The organism is Halomonas sp. 25-S5 (assembly GCF_029889845.1).
Taxonomy (GTDB): Bacteria; Pseudomonadota; Gammaproteobacteria; order Pseudomonadales; family Halomonadaceae; genus Halomonas.
Window position 1 is genome coordinate 184,589 of sequence record NZ_JARANV010000001.1, and the last position, 19,600, is coordinate 204,188.

Below are 19,600 nucleotides of genomic sequence, written 5' to 3' on the forward strand. Positions count from 1 at the left end.
GCGATCGCCGGCCTTCTGCATCGTGCCCACGGGCGGGATCAGCCGGCGGGACGGAAACGCTCCCGGGCCAGGTCGTCGGCCACGGTGGCAGGACTGAGGCCCTCGCGGTCGGCGCGGGCGAAGATCTGGTCCAGGGTGGCCCCGATCCCCTCGATATGCCCCATGACGGCATCGCGGCGGTAGTCGTCACGACGCTGCCAGGCGATCTCGATCACCCCGCCGGCGTTGGCCACATAGTCCGGGGTGTAGAGAATGCCGCGGGCCATCAGGCGCTTGGCGATCGACGGGGAGGCCAGCTGGTTGTTGGCGGCGCCGCAGATCACCCTGGCCTTCAGGCGGTCGACCACCGATTCCGAGAGGGCGGCCCCCAAGGCGCAGGGAGCGAAGACGTCGACCCCGGCATCGGCGATCGCGGCCGGTGTTACGGTCTCGGCACCGAGCTCCTCGGCGAGGTGGGCCAGGGCGGCGGTATCGACATCGGTCAGCACCAGCCGGGCGCCGGCGGCGTGGAGATGGCGTGCCAGGTGGGCCCCGACGTTGCCGACCCCCTGCACCGCTACCCGCACGCCCGCCAGGTCGTCGCACCCCAGGCCATGGCGGACGGCACTCTTGAGGGCGCAGAACACTCCCCAGGCCGTGAACGGCGAGGGATCGCCCGAGGCGGCGCCGTGGCGTGGCAGGCCGCCGACGTGCTCGGTGACCTCGGCGATGCGTCGCATGTCGGCCTCGCTGCTGCCCGAGTCCTCGGCGGTGATGTAGGCGCCGCCCAGGCCGTCGACCAGCCGGCCCATGGCGCGCAGCAGCTCGGGGGTCTTGTCGCGGCGCGGGTCGGCGATGATCACCGCCTTGCCGCCGCCCAGCGGCAGGTCGGCCAGCGCCGACTTGTAGGTCATGCCGCGGGAGAGGCGCAGCACGTCGGTGAGTGCCTCGGCGTCGCTTGCATAGGGGAAGATGCGCAGGCCGCCCAGGGCCGGGCCGCGGGTGGTGTCGTGGATGGCGATGATGGCGCGCAGGCCGCTCGCCTCGTCGCTACCGAAGACGATCTGCTGATGGTGGTCGAACTCGGGGTGGTCGAAGACCGGCATGGCGGAACTCCCTCGTGAGGATGATCATTGTGGTTGTGTCGGCCCGGGTAGGGCGATCCTCGGCCGCGGAGGGCTTGTGGCCGTGTGGCGTCCGGGGATAGTGACAAGACTAGGGCATCGGCCCCGGGACGGGAAGGCCTGGGGGCTGGCCCCCTGCCTGGCGCGGCTGGTAGAAAGGGGCACGTGATCGATCGCGACCGACAGAGGAGATGGCCATGGACAAGTGCTGCGCGAGAGCGCTGGTGACCGGCAAGGTGCAGGGCGTCTGGTACCGCCGCGCGACCCAGGAGCAGGCCCTCAGGGCCGGGATCACCGGCCATGCGATCAACCTGCCGGACGGCCGGGTCGAGGTGCTGATGTGCGGCGAGCGCGAGGCGGTCAAGCGCCTCGCTGAGTGGCTGTGGAAGGGGCCGGACGGGGCTCGGGTCACCCATGTGGAGTTCGAGGTGATCGAGACCCACGCGCCGGACGATTTCCGCACCCGCTAGCGGTGCCGATGAACCGGCAGGGCCCGGAGCACGTGCCCTGCCGGTGCTTTTCGGCCGTCAGGCCAGAGTGTCGGCGATCCAGTCGCTGACGGCCTCGCCGTCGACGCCCAGGCAGACCTCCACCAACGGGGTATGGGACCAGCGCGCCTCGATGAAGCCGCGTCCCTCGGGGGCGAAGATCGTCTGGCCCTCGGCATCGCCGGACGTCGCCACGCTCAGATGGCCGCGGCCCGTGGTGAAGAGCTCCGGGCGCAGCAGCCAGGCCAGAGCGCAGCTGTCGTGGGGGCAGCAACCATCGATGCCCAGGAACTCCCGGTAGAAGTCCCGGTAGAAGTCGTAGCTGCCCGCCAGCACCTTGCCGAGCGCGCCCTGGCCGGCCTCGATGCGCGCCATGTGCTCGCCGGTGAGCACACAGCGATGGGTGACGTCCAGCCCCACCAGGGTCAGCGGCCAGCCGGCGGTGAGCACCCGCGCGGCGGCGTCCGGGTCATTGAACATGTTGGCCTCGGCCACCGGGGTGACGTTGCCCCCCTCACGGATCGAGCCGCCCATGATCACCACCCGCTTGACCTTCCCGGTGATCGCCGGGTCGAGCTGCAGGGCCGCGGCGAGGTTGCCCACCGGGCCCACCGCCACCAGGGTGACCTCGCCGGGCCGGGCATTCAGGGTGTCGACGATGAATTGCGGCGCGCTGCGGGAATCGGCCTTGCCCTCGACCGGCGGCAGCGCGATATCGCCCAGGCCGTTGGCGCCATGGATGTGGGCGGGCGGCGGATGACGCGCCTTGACCAGCGGTGCCGCGGCGCCCTGGGCCACGGGAACCTCTCGCCCGGCAAGCTCGGCGAGCAGCAGGGCATTGTGGGTGGCAGTCTCCACGTCGACGTTGCCGTAGGTGGTGGTCAGCCCCAGCAGCTCGAGCTCGGGATGGCGCAGGGCGATGGCGATGGCTTGGGCGTCGTCGACGCCCGGGTCGGTATCGAAGATGATCGGATGGCTCACGGTGCCTCCTCGTCGTGGCGGTGGGGCGCGGGAAGGCCGTCGCACAGGGCGCGCTCGACCGCCGTCGCCTCGGGGATGCTCTCGGTGGCGCCGGCGACCTGGACGCTCAGGGCGGCGGCGGTGGCGGCCCGTGTCAGGCAGTCGGTCACCGGCCGTCCCTGCTGCAGGGCGGCCAGATAGTAGCCGATGAAGGTGTCGCCGGCCGCCGTGGTGTCCCGCGGCGTGACCGGCAGGGCCGGCTGGAAGTGGCGTTCGTCGTCGGACTGGTACCAGGCGCCGTCGCCGCCCAGGGTCAGCACCGTCTCGCCGCCGGGCAGGCGGCGGGCGAGCCCGTCCAGCAGGGCCTCGGGCGGGGCGGCCTCGTCCAGGCCGGCCAGCCAGGCGGCCTCGCCGCGATTGACGAACAGCAGCCGGCAGTGGGCCAGGGGCAACGCCAGCACCGCATCGCTCATCGGTGCGGGGTTGAGGGCGATGTTCAGGCCCGCCTCCACGGCGCGTTCCAGCACCCGGGGCAAAGCATTGCACTCGTTCTGGGCCAGCAGCCAGTCCCCGGGCGAGGCCGCGGCGAAATGCGCGTCGAGATCCTGTTCCGTATAGCCATGGTTGGCCCCGGAGAAGAGGAGGATGGCGTTCTCGCCCCGGTCGTCCACCTGGATGATGGCGTGGCCGCTGGGCTCGTCGACCAGGGCGATCGCCTCCACTGCCACCCCGGCACGCGCCAGCCACTCACGGGCCCAGGCGTCCTGGCGCCCCAGGCGCCCCCAGTGGCGGACCCGCCCGCCGGCGCGTGCCATGGCCAGCGACTGGTTGGCCCCCTTGCCCCCCAGGCCGACCCGGTAGTCGCGGCTGGACAGGGTCTCGCCGGGACGCACCAGATGGGGGACGCGGTAGAAGTGGTCGAGATTGATGGAACCGAAGTTGTGCAGCATGCGAGCCTCCGCGCTCAGCCTTCCTGCCAGCTACGCAGGTTGTCGGCGGTGAGGGCCACGATGCGCTGGCGGGCCTCGGGGGTGATCCAGGCGTTGTGGGGCGTGACGATCAGGTTGAGCGGCTCGCCCAGTGCATCGAGCAGCGGGTGTCCGTCGCGGGGCGGCTCCACCGGCAGCACGTCGACGCCGAGCCCGCCCAGGTGGCCCTGGCGCAGGGCCTCGAGCGCGGCCTGCTCGTCGATGATCCCGCCCCGGGCACAGTTGACCAGCAGGGCGCCGGGCTTGAGGGCGGCCAGCAGGGCAGTGTCGACCAGGTGGCGGGTGGCCTCGGTGAGGGGGCAGTGCAGGCTGATCACGTCCGCCTCGGGCGCCAGGTCGCGCAGTCCGGGGCGGCTATCATGGGCCTCATTGCCGGGGCGCGCGGCGAAGTCGACGTGCATGCCGAAGGCCTGGGCCAGCCGCGCCACCTTCGAGCCCAGTTCGCCCTGGCCGACGATCACCAGCCGCTTGCCCTCCAGCTGCAGGGTCGTGTGATCCATCAGGCAGAAGAAGGGGCTTTCATTCCAGCGTCCCTCGGCCACGTCGCGCTGGTAGCAGGGCAGCCGGGTGGCCAGGGCCAGCATCAGCATCAGTGTGTGCTGGGCCACGCTGGCCGTGCCGTAGGCGGTCACGTTCTTCACGGTGATGCCCAGGCGCTTGGCCGCGGCCATGTCGATATTGTTGGTGCCGGTGGCCAGCACGCAGATCAGCCTGAGTGAGGGCAGAGCATCGAGGGTACCGGCATCGAGTACCACCTTGTTGACGATGGCCACCTCGGCACCGGCCAGCCGCTCGGCGGCCTGGTCGCGCGTGCTCTGGTCATGCACGTCCAGGGTGTCGAGGTGCTGGCGGATCGGGGCCAGGTCGATGTCGGGACCCAGGCTGGCGGCGTCGAGAATGACGGCTTTCATGCGATTTTCCTTGTCGATGCAGGCGAGTCGGGCAACAGGCCGTGGCAGGGGTGGGCCTTGCCCGGCGCGACAGGCTATAATGGCTGGCTTTCGAGGCAGGCTTGGATTATCCGCGGGCCGGCCCTATATCATCATCGCACCACGGTAGCGCGAGGCGGTGGGTGCCCCTGCTCGTGCTTGACCCATGGGTTATGTCATTACATCGGGAGTGATCAAACCATGCCCATCTACGAATACGAGTGCAAGGCCTGCGGCCACCGCCTGGAGAAGCTTCAGAAGATCAGCGCCGAGCCGCTGAGGGACTGCCCGGCCTGCGAGGCGGCCGAGCTCAATCGCCTGGTCTCCGCGGCCGGGTTCCGGCTGGCCGGCGGCGGCTGGTACGAGACCGATTTCAAGACCGGCAACAAGAAGAACCTGGCCGGCGGCGAGGGCGGTAAGGCCGACAAGACGCCGAGCAAGGACGGGACGGCGGCCTGAGCCGCCCGACGTTGCCTTTCACCCTTTCATGCAACAGAACAGGATTTGACATGCGCAGCCATTATTGCGGCCAGCTGAACGAGACCCTGGTGGATCAGACGGTCACCCTGTGCGGCTGGGTCCACCGCCGTCGTGACCATGGGGGCGTGATCTTCCTCGACATGCGCGATCGCGATGGCATCGCCCAGGTCGTGGTCGACCCCGATACCGCCGAGGCCTTCGCCAATGCCGACCGCGTCCGCAGCGAGTATGTGCTGCGCATCGTCGGTCGCGTCAGACTGCGCCCCGAGGGCACCCAGAATCCCAACATGCCCACCGGCATGATCGAGGTGCTGGCCAAGCAGGTCGAGGTCCTCAACACCGCCGCCACGCCGCCCTTCCAGCTCGACGAGCACGGCAAGGTCGGCGAGGAGGTGCGCCTCAAGCATCGCTACATCGACCTGCGTCGCCCGGAGATGATCGAGAAGCTGCGCCTGCGCTCGCGTATCTCCCACAGCGTGCGCGCCTTCCTCGAGGGCCAGGGCTTCCTGGACATCGAGACTCCGATCCTGACCCGCGCCACTCCCGAAGGCGCCCGTGACTACCTGGTGCCGAGCCGCACCCATCCGGGCAGCTTCTTCGCGCTGCCGCAGTCGCCGCAGCTGTTCAAGCAGCTGCTGATGGTGTCGGGCTTCGACCGCTACTACCAGATCGCCAAGTGCTTCCGTGACGAGGACCTGCGCGCCGACCGCCAGCCCGAGTTCACCCAGATCGACCTCGAGGCCTCCTTCGTCGAGGAGGAGGACATCATGGCGATCACCGAGTCGATGATCCGCCAGCTGTTCCAGGAGGTGCTCGACGTCGAGCTGCCCGCCTTCCCGCGCATGCCCTATGCCGAGGCCATGAGCCGCTTCGGTTCCGACAAGCCGGACCTGCGCATCCCGCTCGAGCTCACCGACGTCGACGACCTGATGAAGGACGTCGACTTCAAGGTCTTCTCCGGCCCGGCCAACGCCGACGATGGTCGCGTGGCCGCGCTGAAGGTCACGGGCGGGGCCAGCCTGTCGCGCAAGGAGATCGACGAGTACACCCGGTTCGTCGGCATCTACGGTGCCCGCGGGCTGGCCTGGATCAAGGTCAACGACCGAGCCAGGGGCCTCGAGGGCCTGCAGTCGCCCATCGTCAAGTTCATGGAGGGCGTGGTCGAACAGCTGCTGGACCGGGTGGGCGCCGAGGACGGTGACATCATCTTCTTCGGTGCCGACAAGGCGCGCATCGTCAACGAGGCGCTGGGGGCGCTGCGCGTGCGCCTCGGCGAGGACCTCGACCTCTATACCGCCGACTGGGCCCCGCTGTGGGTGGTCGACTTCCCGATGTTCGAGGAGGATGGCAGCGCCCGCCTGCAGGCCCTGCACCATCCCTTCACTGCCCCTTCCTGCGACGCCGAGACCCTCAAGGCTCATCCGGCCTCCGCGCTCTCGCGGGCCTATGACATGGTGCTCAACGGCACCGAGCTGGGTGGCGGTTCGATCCGTATCCACGACCAGGCGATGCAGCAGACCGTGCTCGAGGTGCTGGGCATCGGCGAAGAGGAGGCCCGGGAGAAGTTCGGCTTCCTGCTCGACGCCCTGCAGTACGGTGCGCCGCCCCATGGCGGCCTGGCCTTCGGCCTCGACCGCCTGGTGATGCTGATGAGCGGGGCGCGAAGCATCCGCGAGGTGATCGCCTTCCCCAAGACCCAGAGCGCCGCCTGCCTGCTGACCGACGCGCCCAGCGAGGTCGATGCCGAGCAGCTCAAGGAGCTCAACATCCGCCTGCGCCAGAAGGCCAAGGCGGAGACCGCCGGCGAGTGACGACGACCGCGACCCGATGGCATTCCACCGGCGCCCCAGGGCGCCGGTGCTGCATGCTCGGCTCATCATCGGGCCGGTGTCCTGTGCTGTCATTCCCCACGCGGAGTTCGCCGACGATGTCCTCGACCAGCTCGATTGAAACTTACCGATGCTGATCCTCGGCATCGACCCCGGATCGCGGATCACCGGCTACGGGGTGCTGGACGTCACCACGCCCACACCGCGCTACGTGGCCAGCGGCTGCATCCGTATCCAGGCCGACGACCTCGCCCAGCGCCTGGCCCAGGTCTATGCCGGGGTCAGCGAGCTGATCGCGGTGCATGGCCCCGGGGAGTTCGCCATCGAGCAGGTGTTCATGTCGAAGAATGCCGACTCCGCCCTCAAGCTCGGCCAGGCCCGCGGCACGGCCATCGTCTGCGCTGCCAACCATGGGCTGCCGGTCAGCGAGTACGGCCCCCGTCAGATCAAGCAGGCGGTGACCGGCAGTGGCAGCGCCGACAAGGCCCAGGTACAGCACATGGTGACGGCGATCCTCGGCCTCTCGGCCACGCCCCAGGCGGATGCCGCCGACGCCCTGGCCATCGCGCTCACCCATGCCCATGCGCGCATGGGGCTGGTGCGCGTGGGCAGCTATGGTGGGCATCGCAGCCGCCGCAAGGGGGGCTCCTGGCGTGACTTCCGCCCGTGATGCTGTCGCCGTGTGGCGACGGGACACATTGTCGAACGCTGTTCCCGCGGGCTGGCATGCGGCTCGGACGAACAGTATAGTGGCCCGTGACGGCCCTGCGGGCCGTGATGGACTCCAACCCAAGGGACAGCGAATTTCCATGATAGGACGCCTGCGAGGCACCCTGCTCGAGAAACAGCCCCCCTGGATGGTGGTGGAGGTGGCCGGCGTCGGCTACGAGCTGGAAGCCTCCATGACCACCCTGGTGGCCATGCCCGGCACCGGGGAGCCGGTATCGCTCTATACCCACCTGACCATCCGGGAGGACGCTCACCTGCTCTACGGCTTCGCCCGAGAGCAGGAGCGCGCGCTCTTCCGTGCCCTGATCAAGGTCAATGGCATCGGCCCCAAGCTGGCCCTGGGCATCCTCTCCGGCATGGACGAGGAGGCCTTCGTGCGCTGCGTGATGGACGACGACGTCAAGGCGCTGACCCGGCTGCCCGGGGTAGGCAAGAAGACCGCCGAGCGGCTGATCATCGAGATGCGCGACCGCTTTCCCCACTGGGAGCAGCCGGGCGAACGGGTCATCGGCACGCACGCTGTCGCGGGCAGCGTGTCGTCCGGCGCCACGGATCCCGTCGCCGATGCCGAGGCGGCCCTGGTCAGCCTGGGCTACAAGCCCGCCGAGGCGGCCCGCATGCTGGTCGGCCTCGAGGCGTCCGGTTCCACCGAGGCCATGATCAAGGCGGCGCTGACCCGCCGCCTCGCGGGGTGAATCGATGACACCTCCATGCTTCCACCTGATGCCGGATGGCCGCCATGCTCGAGACTGATCGCTTGATCGCCGCCGACCCGCGCGACGGGGAGGGCGGTGTCGACCATGGCGGCGTCGACCATGCCATTCGTCCCAAGCGGCTGGCCGACTACATCGGCCAGCCGCGGGTGCGCGAGCAGCTCGACATCTTCATCAGCGCCGCCCGCGGCCGCGAGGAGAGCCTCGACCATACCCTGGTGTTCGGCCCGCCGGGGCTCGGCAAGACGACGCTCGCCAACATCGTCGCCGCCGAGATGGGCGTGGGGCTCAAGTCCACCTCGGGGCCGGTGCTCGAGCGGGCCGGCGACCTCGCCGCCATGCTCACCAACCTGCAGCCCGGCGACGTGCTCTTCATCGACGAGATCCACCGCCTGTCGCCGGTGGTGGAAGAGATCCTCTATCCCGCCATGGAGGACTTCCAGCTCGACATCGTCATTGGCGAGGGGCCGGCGGCGCGCTCGATCAAGCTCGACCTCCCCCCCTTCACGCTGGTCGGCGCCACCACCCGGGCGGGCCTTCTGACCTCGCCGCTGCGCGACCGCTTCGGCATTGTCCAGCGCCTGGAGTTCTACAGCATCGACGAGCTCACCGAGATCGTCGTGCGCTCCGCGCGGCTGCTGGGGGTCGAGTGTGACCGGGAGGGCGCCCGGGAAATCGCGCGCCGTTCTCGGGGCACCCCGCGCATCGCCAACCGGCTGCTGCGCCGGGTGCGCGACTTCGCCGAGGTGCGCGCCCAGGGCCGCGTGAATGCCGAGATCGCCGACCTGGCCTTGAATATGCTCCATGTGGACCACCAAGGCCTCGATCACATGGATCGACGCCTGCTGCTGGCGATGATCGAGAAGTTCGACGGCGGTCCGGTGGGCATCGACTCCCTGGCCGCGGCGATCGGCGAGGAGCGCGACACCATCGAGGACGTCATCGAACCCTATCTGATCCAGCAGGGTCTGATGATGCGCACCGCCCGCGGCCGGGTGGTGACCCGTCAGGCCTGGGAACACTTCGACCTGGCGCCCCATGAGCGGGCGCCCCACTAACGGAACCCCCACTCCCGTGACGACTGACCAAGACCGACGAGGATGCCCGTGAACGACTCCCTGTCCCTACCCCATCTGATCATGAACGCCAGCGGCGTGGTGCAGGTGGTGATGCTGATCCTGGTGATCGCCTCCATCCTCTCCTGGGTGGTGATCTTCCAGCGCACCTTCGTGATGCGTCGGGCGCGCAAGGCACACCGTGCCTTCGAGGACCGTTTCTGGTCCGGCGTCGACCTCAACGAGCTCTATCGCGAGACGCCTGCCGAGCAGGAGACCCAGGGCGCCGAGCACGTCTTCCGTGCCGGCTTCCGCGAGTTCAACCGCCTGCTGGCCAAGACCCGCAGCCCCCAGGCGATCCTCGAGGGCGTCCAGCGCAGCATGCGCGTGGCCTGGTCCCGCGAGGAAGACCGCCTGAGCCTGCACCTGGTGTTCCTGGCCACGGTCGCCTCGGCCAGCCCCTACATCGGCCTGTTCGGGACCGTCTGGGGCATCATGGGCTCCTTCCAGTCGCTCTCCATGGCCCAGCAGGCGACCCTGGCCACGGTGGCCCCGTGGATCGCAGAGGCCCTGATCGCCACCGCCATGGGACTGTTCGCGGCCATTCCCGCGGTGATCTTCTACAATCGGCTCTCCGCCGAGTCCGGGCGCCTGCTGGGCAAGTACGAGGACTTCGCCGAAGAGTTTCACTCCATCCTGCACCGCAACCTGCAGGGCCGGACCGACCCCGGCGCCGACTGAAGGAGAGGCCGTCATGCTAGGACCCTTCAATCGTGGCGGGCGCCGCAAGCCCATGGCCGAGATCAACGTGGTGCCCTTCATTGACGTCATGCTGGTGCTGCTGGTGATCTTCATGATCACCGCGCCCATGCTCACCCAGGGCGTGCAGGTCGATCTGCCCCAGGTCAGCTCCGAACCCATCGAGGACATTGATGATCAGGAACCCATCATAGCCACGGTAGATAAAGAGGGACGTTACTACCTCTCTATAGGTGGTGAAGATGAAGACCCAATGACTCTCGATGGAATCTCTGACCGAGTGATCATCCTGCTGGAGCGTCGTCCTGGCACTCAAGTCCTGGTCAAGGGCCATCGTGAAGTGGGTTATGGTGCTGTTGTGACGCTGATGAGCACCCTGCAGGCCGCCGGGGTGAACAATGTCGGGCTGATCTCCGAACCGCCCCCCGGGGACCGTTGAGGAGCCCACATGGCCAGACATGACCGACGCGTGGGCTATGGCCTGCCGCTGGTGCTCGCCGTCGCCCTGCACCTGGCGATCCTGGTGGCCAGCGTGATCCGCTTTCCCGAGCGGGAGACCGAGCCGCCAAGTACCAATATCGTCCAGGCGACGCTGGTCAGCACCGAGACCACCACCGACCAGGCCCAGCGCGCCGAGGAGGCCCAGGCCCGGGCGGCGGCCCGCCAGGCCGAGGAGGAGGCCGCGGCGCGTGCCGAGGAACAAGACGCTCGCCAGGAAGAGGCCAAGGCCGTCGAGGAGGCCGCCCGTCAGGCCGAGGAGGCCGAACGCCAGCGTCAGGAAGAGGCCCAGGCTCGGGAAGAGGCGCGCCGGGCCGCCGAGGAGGAGGCCGCCCGTCGCGCCGAACAGGCCGAGCAACAGGCCCGTGAGCGGGAGGACCAGGCCGAGCGTCGCCGCCAGGCCGAGGCGGAAGCCGAACGGAAGCGCCAGGCCGAAGCGGAAGCCGAACGGAAGCGTCAGGCCGAGGCGGAAGCCGAACGGAAGCGTCAGGCCGAGGCGGAAGCCGAACGGAAGCGTCAGGCCGAGGCGGAAGCCGAACGGAAGCGCCAGGCCGAGGCGGAAGCCGAACGGAAGCGCCAGGACGAGGCGGAAGCCGAACGGAAGCGTCAGGCCGAGGCGGAAGCCGAACGGAAGCGCCAGGCCGAGGAACAGGCCCGTCGCGCCGCCGAGGCGGCCAACCAGGGTCTGGATCGTGCCATCGAGGGCGAAGCCGACAACGTGGCCAATGCCCGCCAGGCCACAGAAGCGGCCAACAGCTTCATCAACCTTGTGCGCCGGGCGGTGGAGCAGGCCTGGGTGATTCCGCCCAACGTGCCCGACGGTGCCAGCGCCGAGGTCTCGGTGCAACTGGGCCCCTCAGGGGAGCTGTTCGCGGCTACCATTGGTCAGAGCAGTGGCAACAGCGCCTTCGACCGCTCCGCGGTCCAGGCCGTGGAGGCCGCCGCGCCCTTCGCCGAGCTGCGCCAGTTGCCGGCGTCGGCCCAGCGCGACTACCGTCAATTCAACCTGCGATTCCGACCGGGGGATATACGCTGATGAATGTCCTGAAGACCACCTGGCTGGCCGCCATGCTGATGCTGTTCACCAGCCTGGCCCAGGCCGCCGACCTGACCATCGAGATCACCCGTGGCAATGAACGCGCCACGCCCATCGCCATCGTGCCCTTCGTCGACGGCGAGGACCTGCCCCAGGACATTGCCCAGATCGTCTCCGACGACCTGGAGCGCAGCGGCTATTTCGAGCCACTGGAACGTCGCGCCATGTTCGAGCGCCCCGCCTCGAGCGACGAGGTTCGCTACGGCGACTGGCGCGCCCTGGACGTTCGCTACCTGGTGGCGGGTCGGATCAGCCGCGAGGGCGATCAGTACCGCATTCGCTACGACCTGGTGGATATCAGCGGCGAACGCCGCATGCTCGCCGAGACCGTGACCGCCGGCCGCCAGGGGCTGCGTGACGCCGCGCACTACATCAGCGACCAGATCTTCGAGGCGATCACCGACATCCGGGGGGCCTTTTCGACCCGCATCGCCTACGTGACCTCCAGCGGCATCGGCGGAGACACCCAGTATGCCCTCCACGTCTCCGATGCCGACGGGCGCAACAGCCAGCAGATCCTCTCGTCCGACGAGCCGATCATGTCGCCGGCCTGGGCGCCGGATGGCGGCAAGCTGGCCTATGTCTCCTTCGAGACCGAGCGTCCGGCGATCTATATCCAGGATCTCTCCTCCGGCCGGCGCGTGCGTGCCACCTCCTTCGAGGGGCTGAACAGCGCCCCGACCTGGTCACCCGATGGCCGCCGTCTGGCGATGGCGCTCTCCAAGGATGGCCAGCCCGAGATCTACGTGATGGACATCGGCTCGCGGGACGTGCGGCGCGTCACCAACAATTCCAGCATCGACACCGAGCCCGCCTGGTCGCCGGATGGTCGCAGCCTGCTGTTCACCTCGGACCGCAGCGGTGGCCCCCAGATCTACCGCCTCGCCCTGGGCAGCGGGGAGGAGGAACGCCTCACCTTCACCGGTGACTACAATGCCCGGGCGCGCTTCGCGCCGGACGGTGAGGCGATCTTCCTGATCCATCGCGGCAGCAACGGCTACCAGGTGGCGCGCCAGGACCTGGAAAGCGGCCGCCTGGTGGCCCTGAGCGATACCGGGCAGGCCGAATCGCCCAGTGTCGCGCCCAATGGCACCATGGTAATCTTCGCCACCCAGCAGGGCGGCAACGGCGTGCTGGGCGGGGTCTCCGCCGATGGGCGCGCCTCCTTCCGGCTGCCGGCGGCGCAGGGTGATGTCCGCGAACCCGCGTGGTCACCGTTTCTGAACTGATGTATCCAGCACGATATATCCAACGAGGAGTTTCACGATGCAGCTCAAGCCCTATGCCAGAACCCTGGCCATTGCCCTGTCCCTGGCCTTCGTGGCCGGCTGTTCAAGCACGGGTGGCGGCCAGGACGGTGACCTGACGGGAGGCGCCGGCGGCACCGATCGCGGTGGCGTGTCCACGGGCGGCGTCGATGGCCGCGGCGTCAGCGGCGATCGCGCCGGCCAGATGGCCGATGCCGACGGCCGCATCCCGGAGACCCGCACCATCTACTTCGAGTACGACAGCGATGCCATCCGCAACGAGTTCGAGCCGGTGCTGACCGCCCATGCCCGCTTCCTGCGGAACAATCCCAACGCCAGCGTCGTCCTGCAGGGCCATACCGACGAGCGCGGCACCCGCGAGTACAACCTGGCACTGGGCGAGCGCCGCGCCGGCGCCGTCGAGCGTTACCTCAACGTGCAGGGCGTGTCGCCGTCCCAGGTCGAGGTGGTGAGCTACGGCGAGGAGCGGCCCGCGGCACGTGGCCAGAACGAGCAGGCCTACGCCCAGAACCGTCGGGTGGTCTTCGCTTACTGAGCCGGGCCGACACGACGAGGGAGAAAGCGATGAGACACGGTCTGAAGAGGCTGTGCGGTGCGGGAGCCCTGGTACTCCCGCTGACCGTAGCGATGCCGCTCCTGGCGCAGCAGCCGGTGATCGAGGACCTCACCGGGCGATCCGGGTCCGGTGGCTTCTATGACCAGGCGGCCACCCGCGAGGAGGCCGGCGGCAGCCTGGTGATCTTCAACCAGGTCCAGCAGCACCAGGAGGAGATCCGCCAGCTGCGCGGCCAGGTGGAGGAGCTGCGCCACCAGCTGGAGCAGCTGCGCCGCCAGACCCGCCAGCAATACCTGGACATCGAGGATCGCCTGATGGCGGCGGGCAGTGGCGTCGACCAGGCCGCCTCGGCCGTGGACGAGGAGAGCGCCCGTCAGGTCGCCGAAACCCCCTCGCCGAGCGGTGACGATCCCGGCGCTCAGTCGGCCTACCAGGCGGCCTTCTCGCATGTCCAGGCCCGTGAGTTCGGCGAGGCGATCGGTGCCTTCGAGTCCTTCGTGACCCAGTACCCCGGCAGCCGCCTGACCGCCAATGCCCACTACTGGCTCGGCGAGCTCTACTCGGCCGAGGGCGAGCTGGAGGCCGCCGATGCCGCCTTTCGGCGGGTCCTGCAGGACTTCCCCGAGAGCCGCAAGGTGCCCGACGCCCTCTACAAGCTGGGGCTGCTCGAGGCACGCCAGGGGCGTCCGGAAGAGAGCCGGGCGCTGCTCGACCGCGTGCGCGAGGAGCACCCCGACAGCAGCGCCGCCGGGCTGGCCGACGACTTCCTGCGCCAGGCAGGCAACTGAGGGACAGAGGAGACGTGATGACCTGCAAGATCGACTACCAGCCCGCGGCCAATCTGCTCGAGGGCCGCATCATCCTGGTGACCGGTGCCGGCGACGGCATCGGTCGGGCCGCGGCCCTGGCCTTCGCCGGCCATGGGGCCACCGTGATCCTGCTGGGGCGCACCATCACCAAGCTGGAGAAGGTCTATGACGAGATCGAGGCCGCCGGGGGCCCCCAGCCGGCCATCTTCCCGTTGAACTTCGAGGGGGCCACGCTCAAGGACTACCACGACATGGCCGAGACCCTCGACAAGGAGTTCGGCCAGCTCGACGGTATCCTGCATAATGCCGGCATTCTCGGCCGCATCACGCCCTTCGAGCAGTACAATCCCGAGCTCTGGGAGCAGGTGATGCAGGTCAACATCAACGGGCCGATCTGGATGACCCAGGCCCTGCTGCCGTTGCTGAAGAGCTCGCCGGATGCCTCGGTGGTGTTCACCTCCTCGAGCGTGGGGCGCCGCGGCCGGGCCTACTGGGGGGCCTACGCGGTGTCCAAGTTCGCCACCGAAGGCTTCGTCCAGGTGCTGGCCGACGAGGTCGAGCACCTGGGCACCCTGCGTGTTAACAGCCTCAATCCCGGGGCGACCCGCACCGCCATGCGCAAGACGGCCTACCCCGGGGAGAACGAGATGACGCTGCGCACCCCGGAAGAGATCATGCCCACCTACCTGTGGCTGATGGGGCCGGACAGCCGCGGCCACAACGGCGAGACGTTCGACGCCCAGCCACCGAAACAGGGGTGAGGGCTAAGCCCCGGGGTCGCCCCGGGGCACGCTTTACCCGTCTCACCTGGCGCCCTGCAGTGCCGCCACCAGCGCCTCGGCGGTATCGAACCACAGGTCGGCCGGCCAGCCCCGGTAGTCGTCGCCCTCCTCGATATAGCCATAGCCCACCGCCACCGCGGCCATGCCGGCGGCGCGTGCCGCCTGCATGTCGCGCCGGTGATCGCCGATATACCAGCAGTCTGCCGCTGTCGCCCGTAGGCGCCTCGCGGCCTCCCTCAGCGGCTCGGGATCGGGCTTCTTGACCGGCAGGTCGTCGGCGCAGAGCAGGGCGCCGGGGGCAAGCCCCAGCGCCTCGACCAGGGGCGCGGCATAGGCCCGGGGCTTGTTGGTGACGATCCCCCAGGGGCGGTGGCTGGCCTCCCATTCGGCCAGCAATTGCTCCAGCGGGGAGAAGATGCGGCTCTCCTCGGCCACCGCCCGTCCATAGGCCTCGAGCAGGAAGGTGCGCGCCTCGCCATGGCCTTCGGCCTCCTTGGCGAGACCCAGTGCCAGGGTCACCAGGGCACTGCCGCCGTTGGAGACCTGGGCACGGATCACCGCATAGGGCAGGGCAGGCAGCCCATGGTAGCAACGCAGGGCGTTGGTGGCCCGCGCCAGGTCCGGCGCGGTGTCCACCAGGGTGCCGTCCAGGTCGAAGAGCAGGGCCAGTGGTGGTCGCCCGTCCATCACGTCGCCTCCCGGCGACAGTGCATCAGGTAGTTGACCGAGACATCGCGCGTCGACAGGGCATAGCGACGGGTCAGTGGATGGAAGACCAGGCCGTTCTGCTCGCGCACGTCCAGGCCCGCCTCGCGACACCAGCCCGCCAGTTCCGAGGGGCGGATGAAGCGGCGGTAGTCATGGGTGCCGCGCGGCAACATGCCCAACACGTATTCGGCCCCGAGCACCGCCAGCGCATAGGCCTTGGGATTGCGGTTCAGGGTCGAGAAGAACACCTGGCCACCGGGCTGGACCAGGGCGGCGCAGGCGCGAACGACCGAGCCGGGATCCGGCACGTGCTCGAGCATCTCCAGGCAGGTCACCACGTCGAACTCGCAAGGGTGGGCCGCGGCCATCTCCTCGACGCTGACGTGGCGGTAGCCGATGGCCACCCCGCTCTCCTTGGCGTGTTGCCGGGCCACGGCCAGCGGCGCCTCCCCGAGGTCGATGCCGGTGACCTCGGCCCCCCGGTGGGCCATGGCCTCAGCGAGGATGCCGCCGCCGCAGCCCACATCGAGCACCCGTCGCCCGGCCAGTCCCGCCCGGGCATCGATGAAGTCCAGGCGCAGCGGGTTGATGTCGTGGAGGGGCTTGAACTCGCCTTGCGGATCCCACCAGCGGTCGGCCAGGGCCTCGAACTTGGCGATCTCCGCCTGGTCGACGTTGTCCGCTTCCGGGTGGCTTGCACTCATTGCTGTCTCCAAGGTGTCGCCGAGCCGACACTCCGTGGCAGGCCGGGCTCGGTCCGGTATCATGAGGCATTGTACCCGCTCCCGGGTGGGCATTCCCACGCTTTCCCCAGGGGCCACATCCTCAACAGTGACAGGGACCGCACCATGATCAACAAGGCCGTTCTTCCCGTTGCCGGATTCGGCACGCGCTGTCTCCCGGCCTCCAAGGCCATTCCCAAGGAGATGATCACCATCGTCGACCGGCCGGTGATCCAGTACGTGGTCCAGGAGGCCGTCGCCGCCGGCATTCGCGACATCGTGCTGGTGACCCATGGCACCAAGAGCGCTATCGAGAACCACTTCGACAAGCACTTCGAGCTCGAGGCGAGCCTCGAGGCCAAGGGCAAGACGGAGCTGCTGGAGGAGCTGCGCTCCATCGTGCCCGCCGACGTCAATATCATCAGCGTGCGCCAGCCCGAGCCGCTGGGCCTGGGCCATGCGGTGCTCTGTGCGCGCCCGGTGGTGGGCGACGACGAGCCCTTCGCGGTGCTGCTGCCCGACGTGCTGGTCGATGACGAGGGCATCGAGCCCAACGACCTGGCCGGCATGATCGCCTCCTTCGAGGTCAGCCATCACAGCCAGCTGATGGTCGAGGAGGTACCCCATGACATGGTCCACAAGTACGGCATCGTCGACACCGGCGGCGAGCTCCCCGGCCCCGGCGAGTCGCGGCCGATCGCCGGCGTGGTGGAGAAGCCGGCGGTCGATGAGGCGCCCTCCAACCTGGCGGTGATCGGTCGCTACGTGCTGCCGGGGCGGATCTTCTCGCTGCTGGCCGAGACCCCGCCGGGGGCCGGCAACGAGATCCAGCTCACCGATGCCATCGAGACCCTGCGTCGCGAGGAGGGCGTCGACGCCTGGCGGATGCGCGGCAAGACCTATGACTGCGGCCACCAGCTGGGCTACCTGGAGGCGATCCTTGCCTATGGTCGTCGCCATGCGCGCTACGGCCAGGGGTTCCGTGAGCTGCTGACACGCTACGCCGGAGAGGAGTGAGACCCATGCGGGTACTGATCCACGGCAGCGAGCTGGCCGCCGCCACCGCCGCGGCGGCGCTCTCCTGGGTCGGCCACCGGGTGACCTGGCTGCCCCACGCCTCGGCCGACTGGCCGGCGCTCTCCACCAGCGGCTGGCTGACCAGCGAACCGGAGCTGATGCCCCGGCTCGAGGAGGGGTTGGGCCAGGGCAGCCTGCGCCTGGTCGCCTCTGAGCGGGACGCCGTCGGCCGCGAGCCCTTCGACGTGATCTGGTTGGCCGTCTCCCCGGACCAGCGCCAGGACGCGGCCGACAGCATCGAGCGCCTGATGACCGGCCTCTGCCCCGGAGCGGTGCTGGTCAACAACTCCACCTTCCCGGTGGGGGAGACCGAGCAGCTGGAGTCACGCCTCGATGGCTGCCGGGCGGTGGCCCTGGCCGACCTGCTCGAGGAGGGGCGCGCCTGGGAGACCTTCACCCGGCCCTCCCGCTGGCTGCTGGGCTGTGACGACGACGGGGCGGAGCGTCAGGTGCGCGAGTTGCTGCGCGCCTTCAATCGCCGCCGCGAAGTGTTCCAGCGCATGCCGCGGCGCGCCGCGGAACTCACCAAGCTAGCCATCAACGGCATGCTCGCCACGCGCATCAGCTATATGAACGATATCGCCGGGCTGGCCGACAGCCTGGGGGTGGACGTGGAATACGTCCGCCAGGGCATGGGGGCCGACTCGCGCATCGGCTACGAGTACCTCTATCCCGGCTGCGGCTTCGGCGGCCCCAACTTCTCCCGCGACCTGATGCGCCTGGCCGATGTCCAGTCGGCGAGCGGGCGCCACTCGGCGCTGCTCGACCAGGTGCTCGACATCAACGAGCACAAGAAGGAGACGCTGTTCCGCAAGCTCTGGGCGCACTTCCACGGCCGCCTGGAGGGCCGGTGCGTGGCGATCTGGGGGGCGGCCTTCAAACCCGGCACCGCCCGCATCGACCAGGCGCCGGTGCTCACGCTGTTGCGCGCCCTCTGGGCTCAGGGCGTGAGGGTTCGCCTGCATGACCCGGCGGCGATCCCTGCCGTGCTGGCCGAGGTCGGCGAGCATCCGCTGCTCGAAGTGTTCCGGGGAGATCCCCTGGAGGCCTGCGAGGGGGCCGATGCACTGATGCTGGTCACCGAGTGGAAGGCCTACTGGAACCCCGACTGGCCGCGGCTGGCCGAGCGGCTCGGCGAGAAGCTGCTGCTCGACGGGCGTAACATCTACGACCCCGCCCATGTCGCCGCCTGTGGCATGCACTATCGGGGGATCGGGCGACGCGCCGACCCCTAGCACGCGCTCGCACACGACAGGGCCCACCAACGCAAGCGGCCCCGCCAGTTGGCGGGGCCGCTTGCGTTCAGCCTGTCGGCGCCTCGGCGCCGGATGATCAGCTGAAGTTCTGGGCGACGAAGTCCCAGTTGAGGACGCTCCAGACGTTCTCGAGGTACTTCGGCCGCGCGTTGCGATAGTCGATGTAGTAGGCGTGTTCCCACACATCGATAGTCAGCAGCGGGGTCTGGCCATGGGCGACGGGCGTGTCGGCATTGCTGGTGTTGACGATGTCGACGCCGCCGTCGTCGGTCTTGATCAGCCAGGTCCAGCCGGAGCCGAAGTTGCCCGCGGCCTGGGCGTTGAAGGTTTCCTTGAACTTGTCGAAGGATCCGAACTTGGCATTAATGGCCTCGGCCAGCGCGCCGCTCGGCTCACCGCCACCATTGGGCGACAGGCAGTGCCAGTAGAAGGTGTGGTTCCAGACCTGGGCCGCCTGGTTGAACAGGCCGCCGGAAGAGGACTGGATGATCTCCTCGAGGGACTTGTTGGCATCGTCGGTGCCGTCGGTCAGCTCGTTGAGCTTGTTCACGTAGGTCTGGTGGTGCTTACCGTAGTGATACTCGAGGGTCTCGGCGGAGATGTGCGGTTCCAGCGCGTTCTTCTCGTAAGGCAGTGCGGGCAGTTCGAATGCCATCGAATCTCTCCTTGTCGTCAGCGGTCTCGGTACAGCACCCCATGGTGCGGCATCGGAGTGGCGGGGTTCAAGGCCCGTCAGCTGGCGTTGACGGGCCCCGTGCGTTCCGATGCTAAAAAACCTTACACTATCAGGACGA

Annotated in this window: 23 protein-coding genes; 16 read left to right on the forward strand and 7 right to left on the reverse strand. The window is 68.9% G+C overall.

Annotated features, from left to right (window positions below; all coding sequences use genetic code 11):
- Positions 1-38: 38 nt before the first annotated feature.
- The gene (locus OP498_RS00830; protein ID WP_280551663.1) at positions 39-1,085 is read right to left on the reverse strand and encodes a Glu/Leu/Phe/Val dehydrogenase dimerization domain-containing protein; all 1,047 of its coding nucleotides are present in this window, start codon (positions 1,083-1,085) and stop codon (positions 39-41) included.
- Between the two features lie 215 nt (positions 1,086-1,300).
- On the opposite strand from OP498_RS00830, the gene OP498_RS00835 reads away from it, so the two are divergent.
- The gene (locus OP498_RS00835) at positions 1,301-1,573 is read left to right on the forward strand and encodes an acylphosphatase (RefSeq protein WP_280545900.1); all 273 of its coding nucleotides are present in this window, start codon (positions 1,301-1,303) and stop codon (positions 1,571-1,573) included.
- A gap of 57 nt (positions 1,574-1,630) precedes the next feature.
- Here the strand turns inward: OP498_RS00835 and OP498_RS00840 are convergent, their stop codons facing one another.
- From OP498_RS00840 to OP498_RS00850, 3 genes are read right to left on the reverse strand one after another with little or no spacing between them, the layout of a single operon-like run.
- Positions 1,631-2,572, reverse strand: coding sequence for a nucleoside hydrolase (locus OP498_RS00840; RefSeq protein WP_280551665.1), 942 nt, complete (start codon positions 2,570-2,572; stop codon positions 1,631-1,633).
- Entirely contained in the window at positions 2,569-3,501 is a 933-nt protein-coding gene (locus OP498_RS00845; protein WP_280551667.1) for a ribokinase, read from the reverse strand. Before OP498_RS00845 ends, OP498_RS00840 begins: the two co-directional genes overlap by 4 nt.
- Positions 3,502-3,515: 14 nt before the next feature.
- Positions 3,516-4,451 carry a D-2-hydroxyacid dehydrogenase gene (locus OP498_RS00850; protein ID WP_280545897.1) on the reverse strand — a complete coding sequence of 312 codons (936 nt, stop codon included), beginning with the start codon at positions 4,449-4,451 and terminating at the stop codon, positions 3,516-3,518.
- 219 nt (positions 4,452-4,670) lie between these two features.
- Here OP498_RS00850 and OP498_RS00855 point away from each other — a divergent pair, with 219 nt between their 5' ends.
- From OP498_RS00855 to OP498_RS00915, 13 genes are all read left to right on the forward strand, one after another.
- Positions 4,671-4,928, forward strand: coding sequence for a zinc ribbon domain-containing protein (locus OP498_RS00855; RefSeq protein WP_280545896.1), 258 nt, complete (start codon positions 4,671-4,673; stop codon positions 4,926-4,928).
- 50 nt (positions 4,929-4,978) lie between these two features.
- Positions 4,979-6,760: an aspartate--tRNA ligase gene (aspS, locus tag OP498_RS00860; RefSeq protein ID WP_280545895.1), complete on the forward strand. Its 1,782-nt coding sequence runs from the start codon at positions 4,979-4,981 to the stop codon at positions 6,758-6,760.
- 16 nt (positions 6,761-6,776) lie between these two features.
- Positions 6,777-6,899, forward strand: coding sequence for a hypothetical protein (locus OP498_RS00865; protein ID WP_280551669.1), 123 nt, complete (start codon positions 6,777-6,779; stop codon positions 6,897-6,899).
- A 9-nt stretch (positions 6,900-6,908) separates the two neighbouring features.
- The gene (gene ruvC / locus OP498_RS00870; protein ID WP_280545892.1) at positions 6,909-7,448 is read left to right on the forward strand and encodes a crossover junction endodeoxyribonuclease RuvC; all 540 of its coding nucleotides are present in this window, start codon (positions 6,909-6,911) and stop codon (positions 7,446-7,448) included.
- 139 nt (positions 7,449-7,587) lie between these two features.
- Positions 7,588-8,202 carry a Holliday junction branch migration protein RuvA gene (gene ruvA / locus OP498_RS00875; protein ID WP_280545890.1) on the forward strand — a complete coding sequence of 205 codons (615 nt, stop codon included), beginning with the start codon at positions 7,588-7,590 and terminating at the stop codon, positions 8,200-8,202.
- A 44-nt stretch (positions 8,203-8,246) separates the two neighbouring features.
- A complete protein-coding gene (gene ruvB, locus OP498_RS00880) occupies positions 8,247-9,278 on the forward strand; it encodes a Holliday junction branch migration DNA helicase RuvB (RefSeq protein ID WP_280545889.1) in 1,032 nt (343 codons plus the stop codon).
- A 48-nt stretch (positions 9,279-9,326) separates the two neighbouring features.
- Complete coding sequence (gene tolQ, locus OP498_RS00885) at positions 9,327-10,016, forward strand: protein TolQ (protein WP_280545888.1); 690 nt, start codon at positions 9,327-9,329, stop codon at positions 10,014-10,016.
- Positions 10,017-10,029: 13 nt separating this feature from the next.
- A complete protein-coding gene (gene tolR / locus OP498_RS00890; protein WP_280545887.1) occupies positions 10,030-10,473 on the forward strand; it encodes a protein TolR in 444 nt (147 codons plus the stop codon).
- A 9-nt stretch (positions 10,474-10,482) separates the two neighbouring features.
- On the forward strand, positions 10,483-11,568 hold the full coding sequence (gene tolA, locus OP498_RS00895) for a cell envelope integrity protein TolA (RefSeq protein WP_280545886.1): 1,086 nt from the start codon (positions 10,483-10,485) through the stop codon (positions 11,566-11,568).
- A complete protein-coding gene (gene tolB / locus OP498_RS00900; protein WP_280545885.1) occupies positions 11,568-12,857 on the forward strand; it encodes a Tol-Pal system beta propeller repeat protein TolB in 1,290 nt (429 codons plus the stop codon). The genes tolA and tolB overlap by 1 nt, the downstream gene beginning before the upstream one ends.
- Positions 12,858-12,894: 37 nt before the next feature.
- Entirely contained in the window at positions 12,895-13,431 is a 537-nt protein-coding gene (pal, locus tag OP498_RS00905) for a peptidoglycan-associated lipoprotein Pal (RefSeq protein WP_280545884.1), read from the forward strand.
- Between the two features lie 29 nt (positions 13,432-13,460).
- Positions 13,461-14,240, forward strand: a complete 780-nt coding sequence (gene ybgF / locus OP498_RS00910; RefSeq protein ID WP_280545883.1) for a tol-pal system protein YbgF — start codon at positions 13,461-13,463, stop codon at positions 14,238-14,240.
- Between the two features lie 17 nt (positions 14,241-14,257).
- Complete coding sequence (locus OP498_RS00915) at positions 14,258-15,022, forward strand: YciK family oxidoreductase (protein ID WP_280545882.1); 765 nt, start codon at positions 14,258-14,260, stop codon at positions 15,020-15,022.
- Between the two features lie 42 nt (positions 15,023-15,064).
- Here OP498_RS00915 and OP498_RS00920 read toward each other — a convergent pair whose 3' ends face one another.
- Both OP498_RS00920 and ubiG read right to left on the reverse strand, forming a co-directional pair.
- Positions 15,065-15,730 carry an HAD-IA family hydrolase gene (locus OP498_RS00920; RefSeq protein ID WP_280545881.1) on the reverse strand — a complete coding sequence of 222 codons (666 nt, stop codon included), beginning with the start codon at positions 15,728-15,730 and terminating at the stop codon, positions 15,065-15,067.
- Complete coding sequence (gene ubiG, locus OP498_RS00925; RefSeq protein ID WP_280545880.1) at positions 15,730-16,455, reverse strand: bifunctional 2-polyprenyl-6-hydroxyphenol methylase/3-demethylubiquinol 3-O-methyltransferase UbiG; 726 nt, start codon at positions 16,453-16,455, stop codon at positions 15,730-15,732. The genes OP498_RS00920 and ubiG overlap by 1 nt, the downstream gene beginning before the upstream one ends.
- Positions 16,456-16,599: 144 nt before the next feature.
- On the opposite strand from ubiG, the gene galU reads away from it, so the two are divergent.
- Together galU and OP498_RS00935 are read left to right on the forward strand one after the other, a co-directional pair.
- Entirely contained in the window at positions 16,600-17,490 is an 891-nt protein-coding gene (gene galU / locus OP498_RS00930) for a UTP--glucose-1-phosphate uridylyltransferase GalU (RefSeq protein ID WP_280545879.1), read from the forward strand.
- 5 nt (positions 17,491-17,495) lie between these two features.
- Positions 17,496-18,785, forward strand: coding sequence for a UDP binding domain-containing protein (locus tag OP498_RS00935; protein ID WP_280545877.1), 1,290 nt, complete (start codon positions 17,496-17,498; stop codon positions 18,783-18,785).
- A gap of 97 nt (positions 18,786-18,882) precedes the next feature.
- On the opposite strand, the gene OP498_RS00940 is transcribed toward OP498_RS00935, so the two are convergent.
- Positions 18,883-19,461, reverse strand: a complete 579-nt coding sequence (locus tag OP498_RS00940) for a Fe-Mn family superoxide dismutase (RefSeq protein ID WP_280545875.1) — start codon at positions 19,459-19,461, stop codon at positions 18,883-18,885.
- Positions 19,462-19,600 lie beyond the last annotated feature (139 nt).